This is a genomic window from Kitasatospora setae KM-6054 (assembly GCF_000269985.1).
GTDB lineage: Bacteria > Actinomycetota > Actinomycetes > Streptomycetales > Streptomycetaceae > Kitasatospora > Kitasatospora setae.
In genome coordinates this window covers 3,784,595-3,807,294 of sequence record NC_016109.1, presented here as the reverse complement: position 1 = coordinate 3,807,294, position 22,700 = coordinate 3,784,595, and the positions used below count along the sequence as shown (strand labels likewise).

At 75.3% G+C, this 22,700-nt stretch carries 21 protein-coding genes; 10 read left to right on the top strand and 11 right to left on the bottom strand.

Annotated elements, in window-relative coordinates:
- Window positions 1-13 precede the first annotated feature (13 nt).
- The 10 genes from KSE_RS42835 to KSE_RS16770 form a co-directional block, all read right to left on the bottom strand.
- Window positions 14-190 (bottom strand): hypothetical protein, encoded by a 177-nt coding sequence (locus KSE_RS42835; RefSeq protein ID WP_157850070.1) that lies wholly within the window; start codon window positions 188-190, stop codon window positions 14-16.
- Between the two features lie 229 nt (window positions 191-419).
- Window positions 420-1,118, bottom strand: a complete 699-nt coding sequence (locus KSE_RS16810; protein ID WP_014136519.1) for a hypothetical protein — start codon at window positions 1,116-1,118, stop codon at window positions 420-422.
- Between the two features lie 162 nt (window positions 1,119-1,280).
- Window positions 1,281-2,078, bottom strand: a complete 798-nt coding sequence (locus KSE_RS16805; RefSeq protein ID WP_014136518.1) for a type III pantothenate kinase — start codon at window positions 2,076-2,078, stop codon at window positions 1,281-1,283.
- Between the two features lie 23 nt (window positions 2,079-2,101).
- Complete coding sequence (gene nadC / locus KSE_RS16800) at window positions 2,102-3,073, bottom strand: carboxylating nicotinate-nucleotide diphosphorylase (protein ID WP_014136517.1); 972 nt, start codon at window positions 3,071-3,073, stop codon at window positions 2,102-2,104.
- A 49-nt stretch (window positions 3,074-3,122) separates the two neighbouring features.
- Complete coding sequence (locus KSE_RS16795; protein WP_014136516.1) at window positions 3,123-4,736, bottom strand: L-aspartate oxidase; 1,614 nt, start codon at window positions 4,734-4,736, stop codon at window positions 3,123-3,125.
- 16 nt (window positions 4,737-4,752) lie between these two features.
- Window positions 4,753-5,202 (bottom strand): aspartate 1-decarboxylase, encoded by a 450-nt coding sequence (panD, locus tag KSE_RS16790; protein ID WP_014136515.1) that lies wholly within the window; start codon window positions 5,200-5,202, stop codon window positions 4,753-4,755.
- A gap of 89 nt (window positions 5,203-5,291) precedes the next feature.
- Window positions 5,292-6,197 carry a pantoate--beta-alanine ligase gene (gene panC, locus KSE_RS16785; protein ID WP_014136514.1) on the bottom strand — a complete coding sequence of 302 codons (906 nt, stop codon included), beginning with the start codon at window positions 6,195-6,197 and terminating at the stop codon, window positions 5,292-5,294.
- Window positions 6,197-7,111 carry a Rossmann-like and DUF2520 domain-containing protein gene (locus tag KSE_RS16780; RefSeq protein WP_014136513.1) on the bottom strand — a complete coding sequence of 305 codons (915 nt, stop codon included), beginning with the start codon at window positions 7,109-7,111 and terminating at the stop codon, window positions 6,197-6,199. Before KSE_RS16780 ends, panC begins: the two co-directional genes overlap by 1 nt.
- Before the next feature lie 74 nt (window positions 7,112-7,185).
- Window positions 7,186-7,875 (bottom strand): response regulator transcription factor, encoded by a 690-nt coding sequence (locus tag KSE_RS16775; protein ID WP_014136512.1) that lies wholly within the window; start codon window positions 7,873-7,875, stop codon window positions 7,186-7,188.
- A 55-nt stretch (window positions 7,876-7,930) separates the two neighbouring features.
- Window positions 7,931-9,142 (bottom strand): sensor histidine kinase, encoded by a 1,212-nt coding sequence (locus KSE_RS16770; RefSeq protein WP_033259058.1) that lies wholly within the window; start codon window positions 9,140-9,142, stop codon window positions 7,931-7,933.
- A 119-nt stretch (window positions 9,143-9,261) separates the two neighbouring features.
- Between KSE_RS16770 and KSE_RS16765 the strand changes: the two genes are divergently transcribed.
- Complete coding sequence (locus tag KSE_RS16765; protein ID WP_014136510.1) at window positions 9,262-10,266, top strand: SAM-dependent methyltransferase; 1,005 nt, start codon at window positions 9,262-9,264, stop codon at window positions 10,264-10,266.
- Window positions 10,267-10,281: 15 nt separating this feature from the next.
- Window positions 10,282-11,445 (top strand): NADH-quinone oxidoreductase subunit D, encoded by a 1,164-nt coding sequence (locus KSE_RS16760; protein ID WP_014136509.1) that lies wholly within the window; start codon window positions 10,282-10,284, stop codon window positions 11,443-11,445.
- A 24-nt stretch (window positions 11,446-11,469) separates the two neighbouring features.
- On the opposite strand, the gene KSE_RS16755 is transcribed toward KSE_RS16760, so the two are convergent.
- A complete protein-coding gene (locus tag KSE_RS16755) occupies window positions 11,470-12,342 on the bottom strand; it encodes a hypothetical protein (protein WP_014136508.1) in 873 nt (290 codons plus the stop codon).
- A gap of 221 nt (window positions 12,343-12,563) precedes the next feature.
- On the opposite strand from KSE_RS16755, the gene KSE_RS16750 reads away from it, so the two are divergent.
- The 8 genes from KSE_RS16750 (at window position 12,564) to ilvD (ending at window position 22,697) form a co-directional block, all read left to right on the top strand.
- Window positions 12,564-12,908: a WXG100 family type VII secretion target gene (locus KSE_RS16750; RefSeq protein ID WP_014136507.1), complete on the top strand. Its 345-nt coding sequence runs from the start codon at window positions 12,564-12,566 to the stop codon at window positions 12,906-12,908.
- Between the two features lie 77 nt (window positions 12,909-12,985).
- The gene (locus KSE_RS16745; RefSeq protein ID WP_014136506.1) at window positions 12,986-16,195 is read left to right on the top strand and encodes a toxin glutamine deamidase domain-containing protein; all 3,210 of its coding nucleotides are present in this window, start codon (window positions 12,986-12,988) and stop codon (window positions 16,193-16,195) included.
- On the top strand, window positions 16,192-17,469 hold the full coding sequence (locus tag KSE_RS16740; protein ID WP_014136505.1) for an SUKH-4 family immunity protein: 1,278 nt from the start codon (window positions 16,192-16,194) through the stop codon (window positions 17,467-17,469). The genes KSE_RS16745 and KSE_RS16740 overlap by 4 nt, the downstream gene beginning before the upstream one ends.
- Window positions 17,470-17,518: 49 nt before the next feature.
- A complete protein-coding gene (locus KSE_RS16735; RefSeq protein ID WP_014136504.1) occupies window positions 17,519-18,472 on the top strand; it encodes a Ppx/GppA phosphatase family protein in 954 nt (317 codons plus the stop codon).
- A 161-nt stretch (window positions 18,473-18,633) separates the two neighbouring features.
- On the top strand, window positions 18,634-19,461 hold the full coding sequence (locus KSE_RS16730; RefSeq protein WP_014136503.1) for a sugar phosphate isomerase/epimerase family protein: 828 nt from the start codon (window positions 18,634-18,636) through the stop codon (window positions 19,459-19,461).
- A gap of 57 nt (window positions 19,462-19,518) precedes the next feature.
- Window positions 19,519-19,944 (top strand): VOC family protein, encoded by a 426-nt coding sequence (locus KSE_RS16725; RefSeq protein ID WP_014136502.1) that lies wholly within the window; start codon window positions 19,519-19,521, stop codon window positions 19,942-19,944.
- A 24-nt stretch (window positions 19,945-19,968) separates the two neighbouring features.
- A complete protein-coding gene (locus tag KSE_RS16720; RefSeq protein ID WP_014136501.1) occupies window positions 19,969-20,724 on the top strand; it encodes a class I SAM-dependent methyltransferase in 756 nt (251 codons plus the stop codon).
- 128 nt (window positions 20,725-20,852) lie between these two features.
- Window positions 20,853-22,697 carry a dihydroxy-acid dehydratase gene (gene ilvD / locus KSE_RS16715; RefSeq protein WP_014136500.1) on the top strand — a complete coding sequence of 615 codons (1,845 nt, stop codon included), beginning with the start codon at window positions 20,853-20,855 and terminating at the stop codon, window positions 22,695-22,697.
- Window positions 22,698-22,700: the final 3 nt, after the last annotated feature.

The following is a 22,700-nucleotide window of genomic DNA, read 5'->3' as shown; positions in this document are numbered from 1 at the left end:
GTGTGCGGGTGCCTCAGCGGTGCGCCCCGGCCTTGCGGCGGCGGCGTCCGGTGGGCACCGGCCCGTCGGCGGGCGGCTCGCGGCCGGGGCCGGTGGCGGCCTCCGGTCGGGGCCCGCCGGTGTGCGTCAGGAGGTCGGCGGCCGGCGGAACGCCGGTGGCCGCCGCGCGCGGAACACGCGAATTCCCCACGTTGACCCTTCGATCTTTCGAATGCGATCGAGCCAGACCATAGGGGGGTGGGGTGACATCGGGCGGGCTGATAAATCAGACAATTCCGGACGCGCTCGACCTATCGTTCGAAGGTTTTGCCAGATCTTTGCCGAAGGGTTCTCCGCGAACGCCTCACATTGTCGACACATCTCCCCGGAGCACGGAAAAGCCCCCTCCGGGGAGGGGGCTTCGGTGTCCTGGCGGGGTGTCAGCCGCCGGTTCCGGTGGCGAGCTCGGGGCGCTCCTCGTCGTCCGGCGGGTCCTGCCGGGGGGCCGGGCGGGAGCGGCGGCCGAAGAGTTCGGCGGGGGTGGGCATCCGGCGCGGGCGGGGCCGGTCGGCCGGGTGCGGGGGGTGCTGGTCGCTCATCGGGAACCGTCCTCCAACAGTGATGGCGGGCTGGGGTTCGGACGCCGGGTTCGGCACCGCGGCGAGGTGCCGCTGGCCGGAGCCCAGCGAGAGCCGTTCGCGGACTTCCGCCTCGGCGAGCGCGTGGCAGCGCCCGGCGAGCCGGGAACGGCGGGCCTGCTCGTGCGGGCCGCACGGCTGGCGGGACAGCGAGCGCAGCGCCGACAGGTCGTCGGCGGTGGGCAGGTAGCCGTCGGTGACGGCCTCCTCCAGGCGGTCCAGGTAGCCCGCCGCGCTGCCGGGCAGCGCGGACCGGTAGCGGGACAGGTCGGTGAGCATGAAGGCGCGCAGCCGACCGCCCTCCTGGACCGCCTCGTCGATGGCCTCGGTCAGCCGAAGCGCGTCCTGGACGTCCTCGGCCCACAGCTCGCCCGCCGGGGCGGGCGCCGGGAGCCGGTCGGGGACGGCCGGGTAGAGGGCTTGGGCGAGGACACGGCGCAGCACCCGGACTTCGTCGGCGCTGAAGGCCATGCCGCCGCGCGATCCGTGTGGCGTTGGCATGGGTCGACAGTACGTGGCGTACGTCCGACTTATGACGATTGATGACGTGTTTGTCCCGATTGGCCTATGAGATGGTGCATCCGCTCCGGACCTGCGGTGCGGGAACGCGACCGGCCCCGGTCCCCCGTCGGAACGGGCCGGGGCCGGGGGGACGGCGGGGCGTCAGGCGGCGGTGGCCGGGCGGTTGCGCTCGAAGATCAGCCGCAGGCCGATCAGGGTCAGCCAGGGCTCGTGCACGTCGATCGAGTCGGCCTCGCCGAGGACCAGCGGGGCCAGGCCGCCGGTGGCGATCACCTGGACGTCGTTCGGGTCCTTGGCGAGTTCCTTGGCCATCCGGTTGACCAGCCCGTCGACCTGCCCGGCGAAGCCGTACAGGATGCCGGACTGCATGCCCTCGACGGTGTTCTTGCCGATCACGTTGCGCGGGCGGGCCAGCTCGATCTTGCGGAGCATCGCGGTGCGGCCGCCCAGGGCGTCGACCGAGATCTCGATGCCCGGGGCGATCGCGCCGCCGACGTAGTCGCCGCGCGCGTTGATCGCGTCGAAGGTGGTCGCGGTGCCGAAGTCGACCACGATGCACGGGCCGCCGTACAGGTGGTTGGCGGCCAGCGCGTTCACGATCCGGTCCGCGCCGACCTCCTTCGGGTTGTCCATCAGGACGTGCACGCCGGTCTTCACGCCCGGCTCGACGATCACCGCCGGCACGTCGCCGTAGTAGCGGCGGGTCACCTCGCGCAGCTCGTGCAGCACCGCCGGGACGGAGGAGCAGATCGCCAGGCCGGCCACCCGGTCGTCCGCCGAGACGATCGGGTGGGCGCCCATCAACCCCTGGAGCAGGACCGCGAGTTCGTCCGCGGTGCGGCGCGGGTCGGTGGAGATCCGCCAGTGCTCGACGATCTCCTCGCCGTCGAACAGGCCGAGCGTGGTCTGGGTGTTGCCGACGTCGATGGTGAGGAGCATGGGGGGCTTTCTGCTTCGAAGGGTCAGGAGGTGCGGAGGTCCAGGCCGATGTCCAGGACCGGCGCGGAGTGCGTCAGGGCGCCGACGGCCAGGAAGTCGACCCCAGTCTCCGCGACCTCGCGCGCGGTGGCCAGGGTCAGTCCGCCGGAAGCCTCCAGCCGGGCCCGGCCGGCCACCAGGGCGACGGCCTCGCGCAGCTGCTCGGTGCTGAAGTTGTCCAGCAGGATGAGGTCCGCGCCGGCCTCCAGGACCGGGGCGATCTGCTCGACGGTGTCGACCTCGACCTCGATCGGCAGCTCCGGGAACGCCTCCCGGACGGCGGTGAACGCCTCCGCGACGCCGCCCGCGGCCACCACGTGGTTGTCCTTCACCAGCGCCGCGTCGGACAGCGCCATCCGGTGGTTGGCGCCGCCGCCGGCCCGGACCGCGAACTTCTCCAGCGCGCGCAGGCCCGGGGTGGTCTTCCGGGTGTCGCGGACCACCGCGCCGGTGCCCTCCAGGGCGTCCGCCCAGGCCCGGGTCGCGGTCGCGATGCCGGACAGGTGGCAGAGCAGGTTCAGCGCCGAGCGCTCGGCGGTCAGCAGGTCGCGGGTGCGGCTGCGGACCGAGAGCAGCACCTGGCCGGGGACGACCGCCTCGCCGTCCTCGACGTGCCGCTCGACCTCGAACTCCTCCTCGCAGACCAGCGAGACGACGGCCTCCGCCACCCGCAGGCCGGCCACCACGCCCGCCTGCCGGGCGGTGAAGTCGGCGGTCGCCACGGCCTCGGCCGGGACGGTCGCCACCGAGGTGACGTCCTCGCCGCCGGCCAGGTCCTCGGACAGGGCCATCATCGCCACGTCCTCGACCTCGACCGGGTCGAGCCCGGCCTCCTCCAGCAGCGCGGCGAGCGCCGGGTCGAGCCCGGTCTCGTACTCCTCGCCCTCCCCGCACGCGCAGCCGTCGCCGCAGCCGCCGGACTCGGAGGACAGGAGGGGCAGTTCGGAGTGGGACATGGTGGCTGGGCTCCAGGGTTCGGCGGGACGGGAGGGCGGGCGCGGGGCGCTAGCCGGCGAGCGGGTGGACGACGTGGCGGTGCCAGTGGGCGTCGTCGCGGTCGGGGAAGTCCTCGCGCCAGTGGCAGCCGCGGGTCTCCTGGCGGAGCGCGGCGGAGGTGGTGAGGGCGGTGGCGACCTGGTGCAGGTTGGTGGCCTCCCAGGTCTCCACGGACGGGGCGGCGCCGTCGGCCGGGTCGGCCAGCGCGGCCAGGCCCTTGGCGGTGGCGGCCAGCGACTCCGCGGAGCGGAGCACGCCCGCGCCGGACGTCATCAGCTGCTGGATCTCGCCGCGGGCCGCCTCGGGCAGCAGCGGCACCGGCGTCGCGGCGCGGGCCGCGTCGGTGGTGACGGTGCGGGCCGGGAGCCGGCCGGCCGCGTTCAGCGCGGCCAGGTCGGCGGCGATCCGCTCGGCGAAGACCAGGCCCTCCAGCAGCGAGTTGGAGGCCAGCCGGTTGGCGCCGTGCACGCCGGTGCAGGCGACCTCGCCGCAGGCGTACAGGCCCGGGACGGTGGTGCGGCCGTGCAGGTCGGTGCGGACGCCGCCGGAGGCGTGGTGGGCGGCCGGGGAGACCGGGATCGGCTCGGTGACCGGGTCGATCCCGTGCGCCCGGCAGGCGGCCAGGATGGTGGGGAAGCGGTGCTCCCACATCTCGGCGCCGAAGTGCCGCCCGTCCAGGTACATGTGCCGGGTGCCGTGGGCGTGCGTCCGGCGGATGATCGCCTTGGCGACGATGTCGCGCGGGGCGAGCTCGGCCAGCTCGTGCTGGCCGACCATGAAGCGGACGCCGTCCGCGTCGACCAGGTGGGCGCCCTCGCCGCGGACCGCCTCGGAGACCAGCGGCTGCTGGCCCTGCGCGTCCGGGCCGAGGAACAGCACGGTCGGGTGGAACTGGACGAACTCCAGGTCGGTGACCTCGGCGCCGGCCCGCAGGGCGAGCGCGACGCCGTCGCCGGTGGAGACCGCCGGGTTGGTGGTGGCCGAGTAGACCTGGCCCATGCCGCCGGTGGCCAGCACCACGGCCCGGGCCAGGATCGCGCCGACGCCGTCGCGCTGGCCCTCGCCCATCACGTGCAGGGTGACGCCGGAGGCGTGGCCCTCGGCGTCGGTGAGCAGGTCCAGCACCAGGGCGTGCTCGATCAGCTCCAGGCCGGGGTCGGCCTCGACCGCGGCGACCAGGGCGCGCTCGATCTCGGCGCCGGTGGCGTCGCCGCCGGCGTGCGCGATCCGGCGGCGGTGGTGGCCGCCCTCGCGGGTCAGCACGATCTCGCCGTCCTCGTCGAGGTCGAACTCGGCGCCGGTCTCGATCAGCCGGCGCACCGCGTCCGGGCCCTCGGTGACCAGGGCGCGCACCGCCTCCTCGTCGCACAGTCCGGCGCCGGCGACCAGGGTGTCCTGCAGGTGCTGCTCGGGGGTGTCGCCCTCGCCCAGGGCGGCGGCGATGCCGCCCTGGGCCCAGCGGGTGGAGCCCTCGTCCAGCACCGCCTTGGTCACCACCATGGCCCGCAGGCCGGCCTTGCGGGCGTTGAGCGCGACGGTGAGCCCGGCCACGCCGGAGCCGATCACGACCACGTCGGTGCTCGTGGTCCAGCCGGGGGCGGGGGCGGTCAGGCGGTACGGCATGGGTTCAGCTGCTCCTTCAGCGCGCGGCGGCGTCGGCCGCGCCGTTCGCACCACCGTACGCGGCGTCGCCGCGCACCAGTCCGCTGCCCTCGGGGGCGTCCGCGGGGTCGCCGCCGAGGCCGGTGATCCGGTTGCGCCCGTCGACGAAGACCACCTTCGGCAGGTACGCCTTGGCCTCGGCGGTGTCCATCTGCCCGTAGGCGATCAGGATCACCAGGTCGCCGGGGTGGACCAGCCGGGCGGCGGCGCCGTTGATGCCGATCACGCCGGAGCCGCGCGGGCCGGCGATGGTGTAGGTCTCCAGCCGGGCGCCGTTGTCGATGTCGACGATGTGGACCAGCTCGCCGGGGAGCAGGTCCGCGGCGTCGAGCAGGTCCTCGTCGACCGTCACCGAGCCCACGTAGTGCAGGTCGGCCTGGGTGACGGTGGCGCGGTGGATCTTGGACTTGAGCATGGTGCGGAACATGGGTCACGCCTCCTGTGAGTGCATGCCTGGTGGTGCGTACCGGGAAGGGGCGGGCGGCCGGGCGGCCGCCCCGGGGTCCGGGCTGGTGCCTAGCGGACGATGACGCTCACGTTGTCGATCAGCCGGGTCGAGCCGACCCGGGCCGCGACGGCGAGCACCGCCTCGCCCTGGAAGTCGTCCGGCGCCTCGGTGAAGGACAGCGGGTCGACCAGGGCCAGGTAGTCGGGGGAGACGCCGTCCGCGCCCTCCAGCACGGCGGCGGCCGCCTCGCGGACGGCCTTCGGGCCCCGCGCGCCGGCGTCCCGGCCGGCGAACAGGGCGCGGGAGAGCACGAGGGCCCGGTCGCGCTCGGCCTCGGACAGGAAGCGGTTGCGCGAGGACAGCGCCAGGCCGTCCTCCTCGCGGACGGTCGGGACGCCGACCACCTCCACGTCGAAGTCCAGGTCGGCGACCATCCGGCGGACCAGCGCCAGCTGCTGGGCGTCCTTCTCGCCGAACACCGCGAAGTCCGGGTCGGTGATGTGCAGCAGCTTGGCGACGATGGTCAGCACACCGTCGAAGTGGCCCGGGCGGGCGGCGCCCTCGAAGCCCTCGCCCATCGGGCCGGCCGAGATCCGCACCAGCGGCTCGCCGTTCGGGTACACCTCGTCGACGGACGGGGCGAACACCACGTCCGCGCCCATCTCCTCGGCGAGCGCGAGGTCCTCGTCCAGGGTGCGCGGGTAGCGGTCCAGGTCCTCGCCCGCGCCGAACTGCAGCGGGTTGACGAAGACCGTCACGGCCACCCGGCCGTCCTGGCCGACCTGGCGGCGGGCCGCCCGGACCAGCGCCGCGTGGCCCTCGTGCAGCGCGCCCATGGTCATCACCACGGCGTTGTCCACCGGCTGCTCGTCCGGCCAGAACGCGGCCTCGAACTCCTCCACGGTGCGGGTCAGCACCGCCTTGCGGACCTTCGCCGCCTTCGGGGCCTTCGCCGGGCGCCTGTCGCGTGCCATCAGTGCTTCTCCTCGTTCAGTACGTCCAGCAGCGCCGCCGCCGGCTCCGGCTTCAACGTGCCGTTGGCCACCGCCCGTTGCGCGGTCGCCGTGGCCATCGCCCGGTAGGCCCGGCCGATGTCCGGGGTCACCGTAGCGAGTCGGGACAGGTGCGTGCGCACCGTGCCGACGTCGCCGCGGGCCACCGGGCCGGTCAGCGCGAGGTCGCCCGAGCGCAGGGCGTTGTCCAGGGCCGCGCCCAGCAGCGGGCCGAGCAGCTGGCCGGGCTCGGCGACGCCGGCCGTGCGCAGCAGCTCCATCGCCTGCGCGACCAGCGTGACCAGGTGGTTCGCGCCGTGCGCGAGCGCCGTGTGGTAGAGCGGCCGGACCTCCTCGGGGATCCAGGCCGGCTCGCCGCCCATCTCCACCACCAGCGCCTCGGCGACCGGCCGCAGCTCCTCCGGCGCGGTCACCCCGAACGGGCAGCCGGCCAGCCGGGCCACGTCCACCGAGGTGCCGGTGAAGGTCATCGCCGGGTGCAGCGCCAGCGGCAGCGCGCCCACCCGGGTCGCGGGCTCCAGCACGGCCACGCCGTGCGCGCCCGAGGTGTGCACCAGGAGCTGGCCGGGGCGGACCGCGCCGGTCGCGGCCAGGCCGCCGACCAGGTCCGGCAGGGCGTCGTCCGGGACGGTCAGCAGCACCAGGTCGGCGGCGGCCATCACCTGCGGCGGCGTCACCAGCCGCACCCCCGGCAGCAGCGCCTCGGCCCGCCGCCGCGACGCGGCGGAGACGCCCGACGCGGCGACCACGCGGTGCCCCGCGAGCTGCAGGGCGGCGCCGAGGGCGGGGCCGACCCGGCCGGCCCCGAGCACGCCCACGGCGAGTCGGGCGGGGCGGTTGCCGGGGTCGGAGGGGTCTCCGAAGTCGGGAAGCACTTTTCCGTTCCAGTCCTCTAGGGGTACCAGACGTACCGGTCAATGGTACGGGCGTTTCCGCCCCGGGCCGCCGGTCAGGGGGTCTCGCCGGCCCGGACGAGGCCGTTCTCGTAGGCGAGGACGACGGCCTGGACGCGGTCGCGCAGGCCGAGCTTGGCGAGGATCCGGCCGACGTGGGTCTTGACGGTCGCCTCGGAGAGGACCAGCCGGGCGGCGATCTCGCCGTTGGAGAGGCCCTGGGAGACGAGCAGGAAGACCTCCCGCTCGCGGTCGGTGAGCGGGCCGAGGACGGTGGAGCCGGGGGTGCTGGCGGGGGTGGGCAGCACCTCGGCGAAGCGGTCGATCATGCGGCGGGTGGTGGTGGGCGCGACCACCGCGTCGCCGCCGTGCACCGAGCGGATCGCGGCCACCAGCTCGGTCGGCGGGACGTCCTTGAGCAGGAAGCCGGACGCGCCGGCCTTGAGCGCGGCGAAGGCGTACTCGTCCAGGTCGAAGGTGGTGAGGATGAGCACCCGGGGGGCGTTCTCGACCGGGTTGCCGTGCTCGTCCAGGCAGATCCGGCGGGTGGCCTGGACGCCGTCCAGCCGCGGCATCCGGACGTCCATCAGGATCACGTCGACCTCCGCGGTGCGCAGCACCTCGACGGCCTGCTGGCCGTCGCCCGCCTCGGCGGCGATCTCGATGTCGCCCTGCGACTGCAGGACCATCCGGAAGCCGGTGCGCAGCAGTTCCTGGTCGTCGACCAGCATCACGCGGATCGGCATAGGGGTCGGGTCTCCTTCGTCGGGGTCGGCTCAGCGGGTCAGCGGGACGTCGGGGTCAGCGGGAGGCCTTGAGCGGCAGCACGGCCCTGATCCGGAAGCCGCCGCCGGGCCGGGGCCCGACGTCGAGGCTGCCGCTGACCATGCCGACGCGCTCGCGCATGCCGATCAGGCCGTGGCCGAGGCCGTCGGTGCCGCCGGTGAGCTGTTCGTGGGTGGAGCCGCGGCCGTCGTCCTCGACCAGGACCTCCAGGTCGCCGTCGCGGAAGTCCACGGAGACCCTGGCCCGGGCGTTCGGGCCGCCGTGCTTGCGGACGTTGGTGAGCGCCTCCTGGACGATCCGGTAGACCGTGAGCTCCAGGCCGCGGGGCAGTTCGCGGACCTCGCCGGTGGCGGCGTACTCGACCTGCAGGCCGGCCGTGCGGACCTGCTCCAGCAGCTCGGGCAGCTCCTCGACGCCGGGCTGCGGCACGTACTCGCCGGCCGTGTCGGCGGTGCGCAGCACGCCCAGCAGGCGGCGCATCTCGGCGAGCGCCTGGCGGCCGGTGGAGGCGATGGTGCCGAGCGCCTCCTTGGCCTGCTGCGGGGAGGAGTCCAGCACGTACGCGGCGCCGTCGGCCTGGACGATCATCACCGAGACGTTGTGCGCGACCACGTCGTGCAGCTCGCGGGCGATCCGGGCGCGCTCGGCGGCGACCGCGACCTGGGCCTGGGCGTCGCGCTCGCGCTCCAGCCGGGCGGCCCGGTCCTCCAGCTCGACCAGGTAGGCGCGGCGGACCCGGGTCAGCCGGCCCCAGGCCCAGCAGAGCACGAACGGGGTGGTCATCAGGGCGGCCAGGAACACCGCCTTGTAGCCGTCCCCGCGCTCGGGCGGGGGCGTCAGCCGCCACAGCGTCAGCGGGCCGGCGACCAGGCTCGCGGCCAGCGCCAGCCGGGACGTCCAGGCGTGGCCGAACGCGGCGCCGGTGTAGGCGAAGACCAGGAACGCGATGCTGGAGCCGCCCGGCTCGATCCGGAACGCCACCTGGCCGAGGCCGACCGCCACGGCGGCCGCCGTGGTGGCGTCCGGCCAGCGGCGGCGGACCACCATCAGGGCGGGCACCACGCACGCGACCGCGATGCCGGTGTAGTGCTTCCAGGAGGGCATCGGGTAGTCCGGCATGCCGGACGACTCGACGGCGGCGAGCACGCCGAGCATCAGTACCGGCAGCGCCCAGGCGGAGTCGACGATCATGGGATGTCGGCGGAGCCAGGCGTTGAGTCGATGCACGCCTCCAAGCCTAGGGAGTCCGAAGGGGCGTTCCGCTCCGCCGCGAGGCCGATCCGGGGCTACTCCCCAGGGTGGATGCCGGGATCCGGGTGCCGGGGATCCGGGTAACGTCGTCCGCCATGACCTGGATGCGGTGGCGGCCCGCGATCGAACACGCCCTGTACCGGCCGGACGGCGGCTTCTACCGCGGGCCGCAGGGGCCCGCCGGGCACTTCCGCACCTCCGTGCACGCCTCCGCGCTGTTCGCCGGGGCGGTGGTCCGGCTGCTGGCCGGGGTCGACGCGGCGCTCGGCCGTCCGGAGCGGCTGGCCTTCGTCGACGTCGGCGCCGGGCGCGGCGAGCTCACCCTGGCGGTGCGCGGTCTGCTGCCGGCCGGCCTGCGCGACCGGGTGGACCTGTACGCCGTCGAGCTGGCCGACCGCCCGGCCGGCCTGCCCGCCGGGGTCGACTGGCGGGCCGAGCCGCCCGCCGGGGTCCGCGGCCTGCTGTTCGCCAACGAGTGGCTGGACAACGTCCCGCTGGACGTCGCCGAGCGCGGCCCGGACGGCGCGCTGCGGTACGTCGAGGTCGCGCCGGACGGCACCGAGCGGCCCGGCGGGCCGCTCGACCCGGCGGACGCGGCCTGGGCCCGCCGCTGGTGGCCGGACGGCGAGCGGGTCGAGCTGGGCGGGCCGCGCGACGCCGCCTGGGCGGCCGCCGTCGGCGCGCTGGCGGGCGGCCTCGCGGTGGCCGCCGACTACGCGCACACGGCCGCCGCCCGGCCGCCGTTCGGCACCCTGACCGGGTTCCGGGCCGGCCGCGAGTGCGCGCCCGTCCCCGACGGCTCGACCGACCTGACCGCGCACGTCGCGCTCGACGCGGCCGCCGCGCCGGGGCACCCGGCGCTGCTCACCACCCAGCGCGCGGCGCTGCGCGCGCTCGGCGTCAGCGGGGCCCGGCCGCCGCTCGCGCTGGCCTCCGCCGACCCGGCGGCGTACCTGCGGGCGCTGTCCGGCGCGGGGGAGGCCGCCGAGCTGACCGACCCGGCCGGGCTGGGCGCGTTCCACTGGCTGGTCCAGGCCGTCCGGATGCCGGTACCGGACGACCTCGCGGGCCTGCCGGGATGGCAGACTCTCCCCTCGTAGAAGGAGGCGACGGCCATGACGGAGACCACGGTCGGCATCGGCCCGGGCGCGCAGACGCTCCCCGGCGACGGCGGCAGCACCGACATGGTGCTCAACATCGGCCCCCAGCACCCGTCCACGCACGGCGTGCTGCGCCTGAAGCTGGTCCTCGACGGCGAGCGGATCACCAGCGCCGAGCCGGTGATCGGCTACATGCACCGCGGCGCGGAGAAGCTCTTCGAGGCCCGCGACTACCGGCAGATCGTCATGCTGGCGAACCGGCACGACTGGCTGTCCGCGTTCGCCAACGAGCTGGGCGTGGTGCTGGCCGTCGAGCGGATGCTCGGCATGGAGGTGCCCGAGCGGGCGGTCTGGCTGCGCACCCTGCTGGCCGAGCTGAACCGGGTGCTCAACCACCTGATGTTCCTCGGCTCCTACCCGCTGGAACTGGGCGGCATCACGCCGATCTTCCACTCCTTCAACGGCCGCGAGGAGCTCCAGCACGTCCTGGAGGAGGCCTCCGGCGGCCGGATGCACTACATGTTCAACCGGGTCGGCGGCCTCAAGGAGGACCTCCCGGCGGGCTGGCTCGGCCGGGTCCGCCGCGCGGTCGGCGTGGTCCGCGGGCAGCTGCCGGTCTTCGAGGACCTGGTGCTCGGCAACGAGATCTTCCGCGGCCGCACCGCGGGCGTCGGCGTGCTCTCCCGCGAGCACGTCCACGCGTACGGCGTCAGCGGCCCGATCGCCCGGGCCAGCGGCGTCGACTTCGACCTGCGCCGGGACGAGCCCTACCTCGCGTACGGGGAGCTGCGGGACGTCCTGAAGGTGGCCGTCCGCGAGGAGGGCGACTGCCTGGCCCGGTTCGAGTGCCTGCTGGAGCAGACCGGCAACGCGCTCGACCTCGCCGACGCCTGCCTCGACCGGCTCGCCGAGCTGCCCGCCGGGCCGGTCAACCTGCGGCTGCCCAAGGTGCTCAAGGCCCCCGAGGGCGAGACCTACGCCTGGACGGAGAACCCGCTCGGGCTGAACGGGTACTACCTGGTCTCGCGCGGCGAGAAGACGCCGTGGCGGCTCAAGCTGCGCTCGGCGTCCTTCAACAACGTCCAGGCGCTGACCGAGCTGCTGCCGGGGACGCTGGTGGCGGACATGGTGGCGATCCTGGGGTCGATGTTCTTCGTGGTCGGGGACATCGACAAGTAGCCGGCCCGCCGGGCCCGGTCGGGCCTACCGGCCCGCCGGGTCCGCCGGGTGCGGGGCGAGGCGGGGGTCGTGGGCCTCGCAGAAGGCGACCAGGGCCGCGTACGCGGCGGGGCCCATGAGCTCGGTGAGCTCGGGGCGGTAGGAGACGTAGACCGGGTCCGGGCCGTTGTGCGCCTCGGGGGAGCCGGTGCACCACCAGTGCAGGTCGTGGCCGCCGGGGCCCCAGCCGCGGCGGTCGTACTCGCCGATGGAGACCTGGAGGTAGCGGGTGTCGTCGGGGCGGTCGATCCACTCGTAGGTGCGGCGGACCGGGAGCTGCCAGCAGACGTCCGGCTTGGTCCGCAGCGGCTCCAGGCCCTCGCGCAGGGCGAGCACGTGCAGCGCGCAGCCGGCGCCGCCGGGGAAGCCGGGGCTGTTCAGGAAGAGGCAGGCGCCGTTCACCCGGCGGGTCTGCCGGTCGCCGTCCTCGTCGAACATGGTGATGCCGCCGTCGCGGCGGATCCGGCCCTTGGCGTCGGTGCCCTCGGCGTGGTGCTCCCAGATGTCCGGGGTGAGCCGGGCGGCGTGCTCGGCGACGCGCTGCTCGTCGTCCTCGTCGGAGTAGTGGGCGCCCAGGGTGCAGCAGCCGTCGGAGGCGCCGCGGCCGGGCTGGATGCCGTGGCAGCCCTTGCCGAAGATGCAGCCCCAGCGGGAGGTGAGCCAGGTGAGGTCGCAGCGGAACACCTGGTCCTCGTCGGCGGGGTCGGTGAACTCGACCCAGGCGCGCGGGAAGTCGAGGGCGACCTCGCGGACGGCGGGCATCGCCAGGTCGACGACGGTGCCCTCGGACTTCGGGGACTTCGGGGCCCCGGCGGGCTTCTTGGTCTTCTTGCTCTTGGTGCTGTCAGCTGCTGCCACCCGGTAAGGGTATGGCCTGGGCCGGACGGTCCGGGGGTGCGGCGGCGCGGCATTGCCGGTGGTTCGTCGCGATTGGGGCGGTTGAAACCGTTTCGGCGGGCGGACGAAGGTGAAACGGCTGTGAAAACGGCCGCAGGCCGGTCGGCGTCGGCGGGGTGTGGTTCTAGGATGGCCCAGCCGGTAGGTCGGGCGCGTGAGCGCCCTTGCACGGGGGAGTGCAGATGGGCGACGAGATCGTCATCCGGTCGTGGGAACTCCACGGCGAGGGACGGGAGTTCGAGAAGATCTCGGACGAGTTCAGCAGTGCGGCGAAGCAGTTGGAGAGCGGGCTGGCGGCGCTCGGCGCGCCGTGGGGCCCGGACGAGCCGGGGAAGCCGTTCGGCGCCGCGTACGGCGAGGCCCGGGAGGGCGCGCTGGCCGGGTTGCAGGGGCTGTCGGAGCGGCTGGGCCGCGTCGGGCAGGGGCTGCACACGATGGCGGACAGCAGCGAGCGCACCGATCAGGAGATCAGTGCCGACTTCACCGCGCCCTCGGCGAACCGCCCGGCCGCAACCGGCCGGGCCTGAACCGCAGTCAGACCACGGGGCGGGCCGCCGCGCGCGCCGAGCCGTACCACCTGCCGTACCACCTGAAGGGGGAGCACGTGTCCAGGAACCTGCCGGAGGAACTAGCCCCCGCGCTGGCGCGGACCGGCCACGCGTGGCCGCAGGCGGACGAGGACGGGCTGCGCCGGGCGGCCGCCCTGTGGCGCGAGTTCGGCTCGGAGGCGGACGCCCTGGTGACCCGCGGCGCGGCGTCCGCGCAGCGGGTCTCCGGGGAGAACAAGGGCCCGGCGGTGGAGGCGTTCGCCGACCACTGGCGGCAGTTCAGCGGCGGCGGGCGCGGCCAGCTGGACGACGCGGCGGCGGCCGCCGCGCTGGTGGCCGCGGCGCTGGACAAGGCGGCCGGGGTCGCCGACCAGTCGAAGGCCGACATCATCGCGGTGCTCACCGAGCTGACCGAGAAGATCCGGGCGGCCGACGCGGCCGAGGCGAAGGCCAAGGCCGACATCGCCTCGGCCGGCCAGCAGATGACCACCGGACTGGGCGGCCTGGTGACCGGCGCGGTCGGCGCGGTCGTCGGCGCGGTGAAGGAAGTCGCCGCCGAGGCGGGCGAGTTGGCCGCGGTCGAGCACGCCAAGGTGAAGATCGGCCAGCTGCTGGAGCAGCTCGGCCGGGACATGGGCGAGGCCGCCAAGTCGCTCGCCAAGGAGCCGCCGCTGGTCGCGCTGGAGCGGATCGCCCAGGCCGACGGCCGGGGCCTGCACGGCGAGCGGCGCGAGACCTCGATGGCGGCCCGCTCCGGGCAGGTCACCGGCGTGCTGGCGAAGGCCGGGGTGGCCGGCGCGGTGGAGGTGGCCTCGGTCGCCCAGGTGCACGCCGACCTGAAGGCCGACGGCACCGTGCGCACCGACCGCAACGGCAACCCGGTGCTGGTCGGCCCGGACGGCCAGCGGGTCAAGGGTGTCGAGAACCTGACCGTCACCCAGGGCCCGGACGGCACCCAGCAGTTGGTGACCAAGGACGGCACCCCGGTCAGCGGCGTCGCGATGGACGAGGGCGGCAAGCCGCTGCTCGGCAGCAACGGCCAGCCGCTGCTGGTCGGCCTGAGCGGCGCGCTGATCGGCACCGGCCTGATGCTGGCGCTCGGCCACAACGGCCAGCCCGAACTCGGCACCGACGGCCACCCGGTGATGACCACGCTCGACGGCCACCCGGTCGCCGCCCTGGTCACCGACCCGAAGGGCCACCTGCTGGCGGGCACCGACGGCCAGCCGGTCACGGTCGACGCCTCCGGCCGCGCGGTCGGCCCGAACGGGCAGATCGTCCAGTTCGGCGCGGACGGCCGCCCGCTCGACCTGCTCGGCGCCGACGGCAAGCCGGTCCCGGTGGCGGACGGCCAGCAGCACGGCGGCGGCCCGTTCCAGAACGGCCACGACAACAACGGCCACGGCAACGGCAACGGCCACGGCCAGGGCAACCAGAACGGCCAGGGCAACGACTGGCAGGCCGGCAACCAGAGCGGCCGCGGCGGCGGCCCGCTCGGCGGCCTGCTCGACCCGGTCACCGCGCCGGTGGAGACCGTCGTGCAGGGCGCGCTCGGCGGCGACCACCCGCAGCCCGCCCCGGCCCCGGCCGACAACGGCGGACACCGCGGTGGCGGTGGCGGTGGCAACCAGCAGGGCGGCTACCAGAACAACTCCGGCAACGCGTACGGCAACGCGCACAGCTCCTCGGGCGGCTCCTCGTACGCCGGGGCGTCCAGCCCCGCGTACCAGGGCGGCGGTGGCGGGGGCGGCGGCGTCCCGTACCCGGACGACGACTACCGGCCGCCGGCGCGCGGCCCGCTGTCGGTGCACGTCGACTCGGTGGCGGCGCCGCCCGCGCCGAGCGCCCCGCCGCTGGTGGGCGGCGACATCTGGTCGTCGGTCGGCGGCGGTGGCGGCGGCGGGCACCACGCCCCGGACCCGGGGTCGTCCTACGCCGGGTCGGCCTCCTCCAGCGGCTCTTCGTTCCAGCTCGGCCCGGTCGGCGGCGGTGGCGGCGGCGCGGTCGGCGGCGGCCTCCCGGCCGGCGGTGGCGGCGCGGTGGGCGGCCCGGTGGTCGGCGCGGGCCCGGTGGGCGGCCCGGTCGGGGCCGCGCCCGGCGGTGCGGCGCCCGTTCCCGGCGCGCCCGGCGCGGGCGGCGCGGCCGGTCCGGTGACCGGTCCGGTGGGCGGCCCGGTCGGCGGCGGCGTCGGCGCCCCCGGTGCGGCCGGTGCCCCCGGCGGCGCGGCCGCGGTGGTCGGCGTCGGCCAGCACCCGGTGGCGGGCCGCCCGGTGGCGACCGGCCCGGTGGCGCCGATCGGCGGCGGCGGGATCGGCCAGCACGCGCCCGGTGGCCCGGTGCGCGGCCCCTACGAGCCGCTGGGCGACCTGCGGCGCCAGTCCGGCACCGACGAGCAGGGCGTGCCGGTGCACCCCGGCCAGGCGTCCGCCGCCTGGCTGCTGATCGCCAACGGCCGGCGCGGCGGGCAGCTCGGCCCGCTGCCGGCCGCCGAGCGCGAGCGGACCCTCGCCGACAGCCGCCCGTACGGCCTGCCCGGCGGGCTCGGCCCGGTCGACCCGGCGCACCAGGCCGAGGCGGTCCGCCGCACCCCGGTGCCCGCGCCGGACCCGATGGTCGGCGAGTGGATCGAGGTGCTGAACGGCGGCGGCCCGGCCCAGAGCGGCCGCGCCAACAACTGCGTGGACGTGGCGCTGTCCGCCGTGGACACCCTCGGCGGCGTCCCGACCTGCGCCGCGCCCCGGCTGCCCGACGGCCCGGCCGGCGAGCGCGGCGGCCGCGACCGCGCCGAGCTCGAACTCGGCACCCGCTTCCTCGACCTCGGCGACGGCGCCGACGCCCACGGCAGGCTCGGCCAGGCCCTGCTCGCCCACGGCACCGGCACCCGCGCGGTGCTGCTCACCGTCGACGGGTTCGGCCGCTCGCACACCTGGAACGCCGTCAACCACAAGGGCGTGCTCAGCTACCTGGACCACCAGACCGGCTACGCCGCGGCCACCCCGCTCTACCCGGCCGACCACGGCCTGTGGGCGATCGCGGTGGACGCCGCCGACCGGCCGATCGACCTGACGGCGCCGCTGCCCGCGACCGTCGCCGTCCCGGCCGCCGCCCAGGCCCCGGCGCCCGAGCCGGAGCCGGAGCCCGCGCTGGTGGGCGCGCCCGCCGGGGAGGCCGGGGAAGCCGGGGCGGGCGACGCCCCCGACGAGCCCGCACCGCCGCGCTCCCGGCTCACCATCCACCGCACCACCACCGGGAGCACCAGCCGATGATCACCCGCGAGCAGGCCCTCGCCACCGCCCACCGCTGGGTCAACGGCGACCTCCCGCAGGAGGGGGCGCGGCCGGTCAGGTGCCACGAGTTCGACCTCGGCTGGGTGCTCTGGCCGGAGCCCGCGCCGCTGCTCACCGACCCGCTCACCGGCTCCCGCCGGGCCCCCGAGGAGATCGGCGCGGCCTGCGCCGTGGTCGACCGGGCCACCGGCGAACTCGTGGTCTACCCGTCCGTCCCGGTCCCGGTGGTCGAGCAGCTGCACCGGGACCGGCTCGGCGCCGGCAGCCACGACCCGTCCCGGCCGCCGGTCACCGGCCCCGGCACCCGGGCCACCCTCGGCTACCTGGACGAGCAGGACCGGCCGCGGTCGCTCACCGTCCGCTCCGCGCACGGCCGCCCGCACCCCGCGCTGCTGGCCCGCGAGCAGCTCGACGCGCAGGGCGTCCCGGCCGAGCGGCTGGTCTCGCTCCGCACCGACCTGCGGCTGTCGATGCTGCCCGGCAGCTACTCCGAGCAGGCCGTCGCCGACCGGCTGCCCGGCGTCCGGCTGGAGTTCGAGCAGCCGTACGGGCCGCGCCACGACCACCGGGCGGCCGCCGTCCGGGCCCTGGTGGCCCGCGGCCGCGGCGGCTACAACCGGGTGCCGCTGCCGACCTCGGTGCCGCCCGCCCAGCCCGAGGACGAGACCGGCCTCGGCAAGCGGCTGGCCGCGCTGTTCGGCGAGGACGGCACGCACCGCTTCGAGCAGGCCCAGACGCTGGCCGCCGACCTGCCCGAGGAGTTCTCCCGCCCGCTCCAGCGGGTCGGCCTGCCGCGCGAGCTGCCCGGCTTCTTCGCCCTGCACCTGCCCGAGGCCGACGGCATCGCCGAGCAGGCCGCCCCGCCGCTGCCCGACCTCGCCGAGTACCTGGCCGGGCTCGGCCGGGGCCGCCGGGCCACCGCCGCCGCCCGGGCCGCGCTGCTCGGCCAGCGCCTGATCGGCACCGACGGCTGGGCGCTGCTCACCGTCGACACCGCCCAGGGCCGGGTCCGCGCCGTCGACCCCGACACCTGCGAGGCCCGCTACTGCAACGCCGACCTGACCGCCTTCACCCGCTGCCTGGCGCTGCTCGCCGAGCACCGCCCCGCCCTGCTCGACCTGCCCCCCGAGCAGGCCGGACCGGCCGTCGCCCGGTTCCAGTGGGCGCTGGCCGGACTCGACCGGACGGCGCTGCGCGACCCGGAGAACTGGTGGGCGGTCATCGTCGAGCAGCTCTGGGACGGAATGCTCTGACACCGTTCGTATCCCGGCAGGTCACCGGGTTGGGCTAGGTTGGACGGTTATGCGACTCGGTGTGCTCGACGTAGGCTCCAACACCGTCCACTTCCTCGTGGTGGACGCCCACCCCGGCGCGGCCCCGCTGCCCGCCTACTCCCACAAGGCCGAACTGCGTCTCGCCGAGCTGCTGGAGGAGGACGGGGCGATCAGCGCGGTCGGCGTCGAGCGGCTGGTCTCGATGGTGGCCTCCTCGCTGCGGGTCGCCGAGGACAAGGGCGTCGTCGACCTGCTGCCGTTCGCCACCTCCGCCGTCCGGGAGGCCGCCAACGGCGAGGAGGTGCTGCGCCGGGTCGAGGAGGAGACCGGCGTCGCGCTCACCGTGCTGTCCGGCCAGGACGAGGCCCGGCTGACCTTCCTGGCGGTCCGCCGCTGGTTCGGCTGGTCCTCCGGGCGGCTGCTCAACCTCGACATCGGCGGCGGCTCGCTGGAGATCGCCTGCGGCCTCGACGAGCAGCCCGACGTCGCCACCTCGCTCCCGCTCGGCGCCGGCCGGCTCACCTCCCGGCTGCCCGGCGAGATCGCCGACCCCGGCGACCTGCGCGAACTGCGCCGGCACATCCGGGCCGAGATCGCCGGCGCGGTCGGCGACATCGCCCGGCTCGGCCCGCCGGACCACTCGGTGGCCACCTCCAAGACCTTCAAGCAGCTCGCCCGGATGACCGGCGCCGCCCCCGAGGGCGCGGGCGTCCGGGTCCCCCGCAGGCTCACCCGGTCCGGTCTCTCCGCCTGGCTGCCCCGGCTCGCCGCGATGACCCCCGCCGAGCGCGCCCAGATCCCCGGCGTCTCGCTCGGCCGGGCCCGCCAGCTGCTGGCCGGCGCGCTGGTCGCCGACGCCGCGATGGACCTCTTCGGCCTGGACGAGCTCGACATCTGCCCGTGGGCCCTGCGCGAGGGCATCATCCTGCGGCGGCTGGACACCATGGACGGGCAGGAGAACCGGGTCGCGATCGAGGCGTAGCGCCGGTGCCGGGGCCGCCGCGCGCCGCCGGCTCCGCGCCGGTCTGACTTAGTCTGGTTCGCGTGGCGGATACAGCGGACGACCGGAAGGCGCGGCGCGGCCCGCTGCCGTCGAAGGCGGCGCGGGCCGCCAGGGCGGCGCGGCGGAAGCTGGAGCGGCCGGTGCTGCCGCCGCCGCACCCCGCGCTGCACGTGCCGGACACCAAGGTGGCGCTGTCGACCGCGTCGGTCTATCCGTCGACGACGGAGACGGCGTTCGAGCTGGCGGCCCGGCTGGGGTACGACGGCGTCGAGGTGATGGTCTGGAACGACCCGGTCAGCCAGGACGTGGACGCGCTGCGCCGGCTCTCCGACGCGTACGGGGTGCCGATCCTGGCGGTGCACGCGCCGTGCCTGCTGATCACCCAGCGGGTGTGGGGCTCCGACCCGTGGACGAAGCTGGTGCGGGCCCGGCGGGCGGCCGAGCGGCTGGGGGCGGACACCGTGGTGGTGCACCCGCCGTTCCGGTGGCAGCGGCAGTACGCCAAGGAGTTCGTGGCGGGGGTGAACCGGATGGCGGGCGAGACGGACGTCCGGTTCGCGGTGGAGAACATGTACCCGTGGCGCTACCGGGACCGCGAGGTGCTGGCGTACGCGCCGGGCTGGGACGTCACGGACGAGGAGTACCGGCACTTCACCGTCGACCTGTCGCACGCGGCGACGTCCCGGACGGACGCGTTCGAGCTGGTCGACCGGATGGGCGACCGGCTGGCGCACGTGCACCTGGCGGACGGGTCGGGGTCGGGGAAGGACGAGCACCTGATCCCGGGGCGCGGAAAGCAGCCGTGCGCGCAGCTGCTGGAGCGGCTGGCCAGGACCGGCTTCCAGGGGCACGTGGTGCTGGAGGTGAACACCCGCAAGTCGGGCGGCGCCGAGGAGCGCGAGGCGGACCTCGCCGAGGCGCTGGCGTTCACCCGGCTGCACCTGGCGACGGTCCGGCCGGGAAGCTGACCGCCGGGCCGCCAAAGCGCGTGCGCCGGGCGGCCGTTCGTGCCTAGAGTGCGAACCGTGACCGATGCGAACCCCGACCTCCCGGTGCCCGGCCCGTCCCTCCACGTCCGGCACGCCCGCCCCTCCCGCGACCTCGCCGCCGCCGAGCGGTTCTGGACCGAGGGCCTGGGCCTGTCGGTGCTCTGGCGCACCACCGAGCGCGTCCCCGGCGAGCACGACCTGGTGATGGTCGGCTTCCCCGGCGGCGGCTGGCACTTCGAGCTGACCCGGGACCCGGAGCGCCCGCTGGAGCCGACGCCGACGGTCGACGACCTGTTCGTGCTGTACCTCGGCGGGCCGGTGGACGAGGCCCTGGTGGACCGGCTGGTCGCGGCCGGCGGCACCCGGGTCGCCGCGCACAACCCGTACTGGGACGAGCACGGCGTCACCGTCCGCGACCCGGACGGCTACCACCTGGTGCTCAGCTCGCGCGCCTGGTCCTGAACGACGACGGGGGAGCACGACCCGATGTACGACACCAAGGCGCACGCCTACTCCTTCGGCCCGGTGGCCGCGCAGTACCAGGCCGCCCGGCCGTCCTACCCGGACGCGCTCTTCGACGAGCTGGAGCGGCTGACCGGCCGCCCGCTGGCCGGCGCCGACGCGCTGGACGTCGGCGCGGGCACCGGCATCGCGACCAGGCTGCTGGCCGGGCGCGGCGCCCGGGTGGTCGCGGTCGAGCCGAGCGAGGGGATGGCCGCGGTGCTCCGCGAGGTCAGCCCGGGGATCCCGGTGGTGAAGGCCACCGGCGACGAACTCCCGTTCCACGACGCCTCGGTGGACCTGGTGACGTACGCCCAGGCGTTCCACTGGACCGACCCGGAGCGCTCGATCCCGGAGGCGGTGCGGGTGCTGCGCCCGGGCGGCGCGCTCGCGGTGTGGTGGAACGTGAAGGACCTCCAGGTGCCCTGGCTGGCCGCCCAGCAGGAGCGGCTGCGGGCCGCGCTGCCCAGCTACCAGCACACCGGTCGGGGGAACAGCAGGCCCGAGGCGTTGACGGCCTCCGGCCTGGAGGTGCGCACCGCGCGGCTGCGCTGGCAGCGGACCATCCCGGTGGACCAGCTGGTCGACGACCTGACCTCCCGCTCGTACTTCGCGGTGCTGGAGCCGGAGCAGCGGGCCCCGGTGCTGGCGGCGGAACGGGAGGCGCTGCTCGCCGAGTTCCCGGACGGGCTGGTGGTCGAGCCGTACCAGCTGGACGTCTTCGTGCTGCCCAGGCCGTAGCCGGGGGCCGGTCGCCGGTGTCCGCGCGCGGTGCCCGGGTTGACCGCATGGCGGACACGGTGTCCGGATCCGGGCGGCGCGGGCGTAGGCTCGACGGATCCCGAAAGTCTCCTGAAGGAGCGGCAACGATGCCCCAGCTGAGGTCCAACACGGTCACCCAGGGTCGCAACATGGCGGGCGCGCGCGCCCTTCTGCGCGCCGCGGGCGTAGCCCGCGAGGACTTCGGCAAGCCGATCATCGCGGTCGCCAACTCCTTCACCGAGTTCGTCCCGGGCCACACCCACCTGCAGCCGGTCGGCCGGATCGTCTCCGAGGCGATCAAGCAGGCGGGCGGCATCCCGCGCGAGTTCAACACCATCGCGGTCGACGACGGCATCGCGATGGGCCACGACGGCATGCTGTACTCGCTGCCCTCGCGCGACCTGATCGCCGACTCGGTCGAGTACATGGTCAACGCGCACTGCGCCGACGCGCTGATCTGCATCTCCAACTGCGACAAGATCACCCCCGGCATGCTGATGGCCGCGCTGCGCCTCAACATCCCGACGGTCTTCGTCTCCGGCGGCCCGATGGAGGCCGGCAAGGCCACCCTGGTCGACGGCACCGTCCGCAAGCTCGACCTGGTCGACGCGATCTCCCAGGCGGTGAACGAGAACGTCTCCGACGCCGACATCTCGATCATCGAGGAGAACGCCTGTCCGACCTGCGGCTCCTGCTCCGGCATGTTCACCGCCAACTCGATGAACTGCCTGACCGAGGCGATCGGCCTGTCGCTGCCCGGCAACGGCTCGCTGCTGGCCACCCACACCGGCCGCCGCGCCCTGTACGAGCAGGCCGGCCGCACCGTCGTCGAGATCACCAACCGCTACTACGGCGGCGACGACGAGTCCGTGCTGCCGCGCAACATCGCCACCCGCGCCGCGTTCGAGAACGCGATGGCGCTGGACATCGCGATGGGCGGCTCCACCAACACGATCCTGCACCTGCTGGCCGCCGCCCAGGAGGCCGGGGTCGACTTCGACATGCGGGTGATCGACAGCATCTCCCGCAAGGTGCCCTGCCTGTCCAAGGTCGCCCCGAACGGCTCGTACTACATGGAGGACGTGCACCGGGCCGGCGGCATCCCCGCCATCCTCGGCGAGCTGTACCGCGGCGGCCTGCTGCACGAGGACGTGCACACCGTGCACTCCGACTCGCTCGCCGAGTGGATGAAGACCTGGGACGTCCGCGGCGGCTCGGCCTCCGAGGAGGCCGTCGACCTCTGGTACGCCGCCCCCGGCTGCGTCCGCTCCGCCGAGGCGTTCAGCCAGTCCGAGCGCTGGGACACCCTGGACACCGACGCCGCGGGCGGCTGCATCCGCAGCGTCGAGCACGCCTACTCGGTCGAGGGCGGCCTCGCGGTGCTGTACGGCAACATCGCCGAGGACGGCTGCGTGGTGAAGACCGCGGGCGTCGACGAGTCGATCTGGCGCTTCCGGGGCAAGGCCGTGGTCTGCGAGTCGCAGGACGAGGCGGTCGACAAGATCCTCCGCAAGGAGATCACCGAGGGCGACGTGGTGGTCATCCGCTACGAGGGCCCCAAGGGCGGCCCGGGCATGCAGGAGATGCTCTACCCGACCTCGTTCCTGAAGGGCCGCGGCCTGGGCAAGGCGTGCGCGCTGATCACCGACGGCCGGTTCTCCGGCGGCACCTCCGGCCTCTCGATCGGCCACATCTCCCCGGAAGCCGCCTCCGGCGGCGCCATCGCCCTCGTCCGGGACGGCGACTCGATCACCATCGACATCCCGGCCCGCACCATCAGCCTGGACGTCTCCTTCGAGGAGCTGCACGAGCGCCGGCTCACGCTGGAGGCCGCGGGCGGCTACCGCCCGAAGAACCGCGACCGCCAGGTCTCGGCCGCGCTCAAGGCGTACGCGGCGATGGCCACCTCCGCCGACAAGGGCGCCGTCCGGGACGTCTCCAAGCTCGGCTGAGGC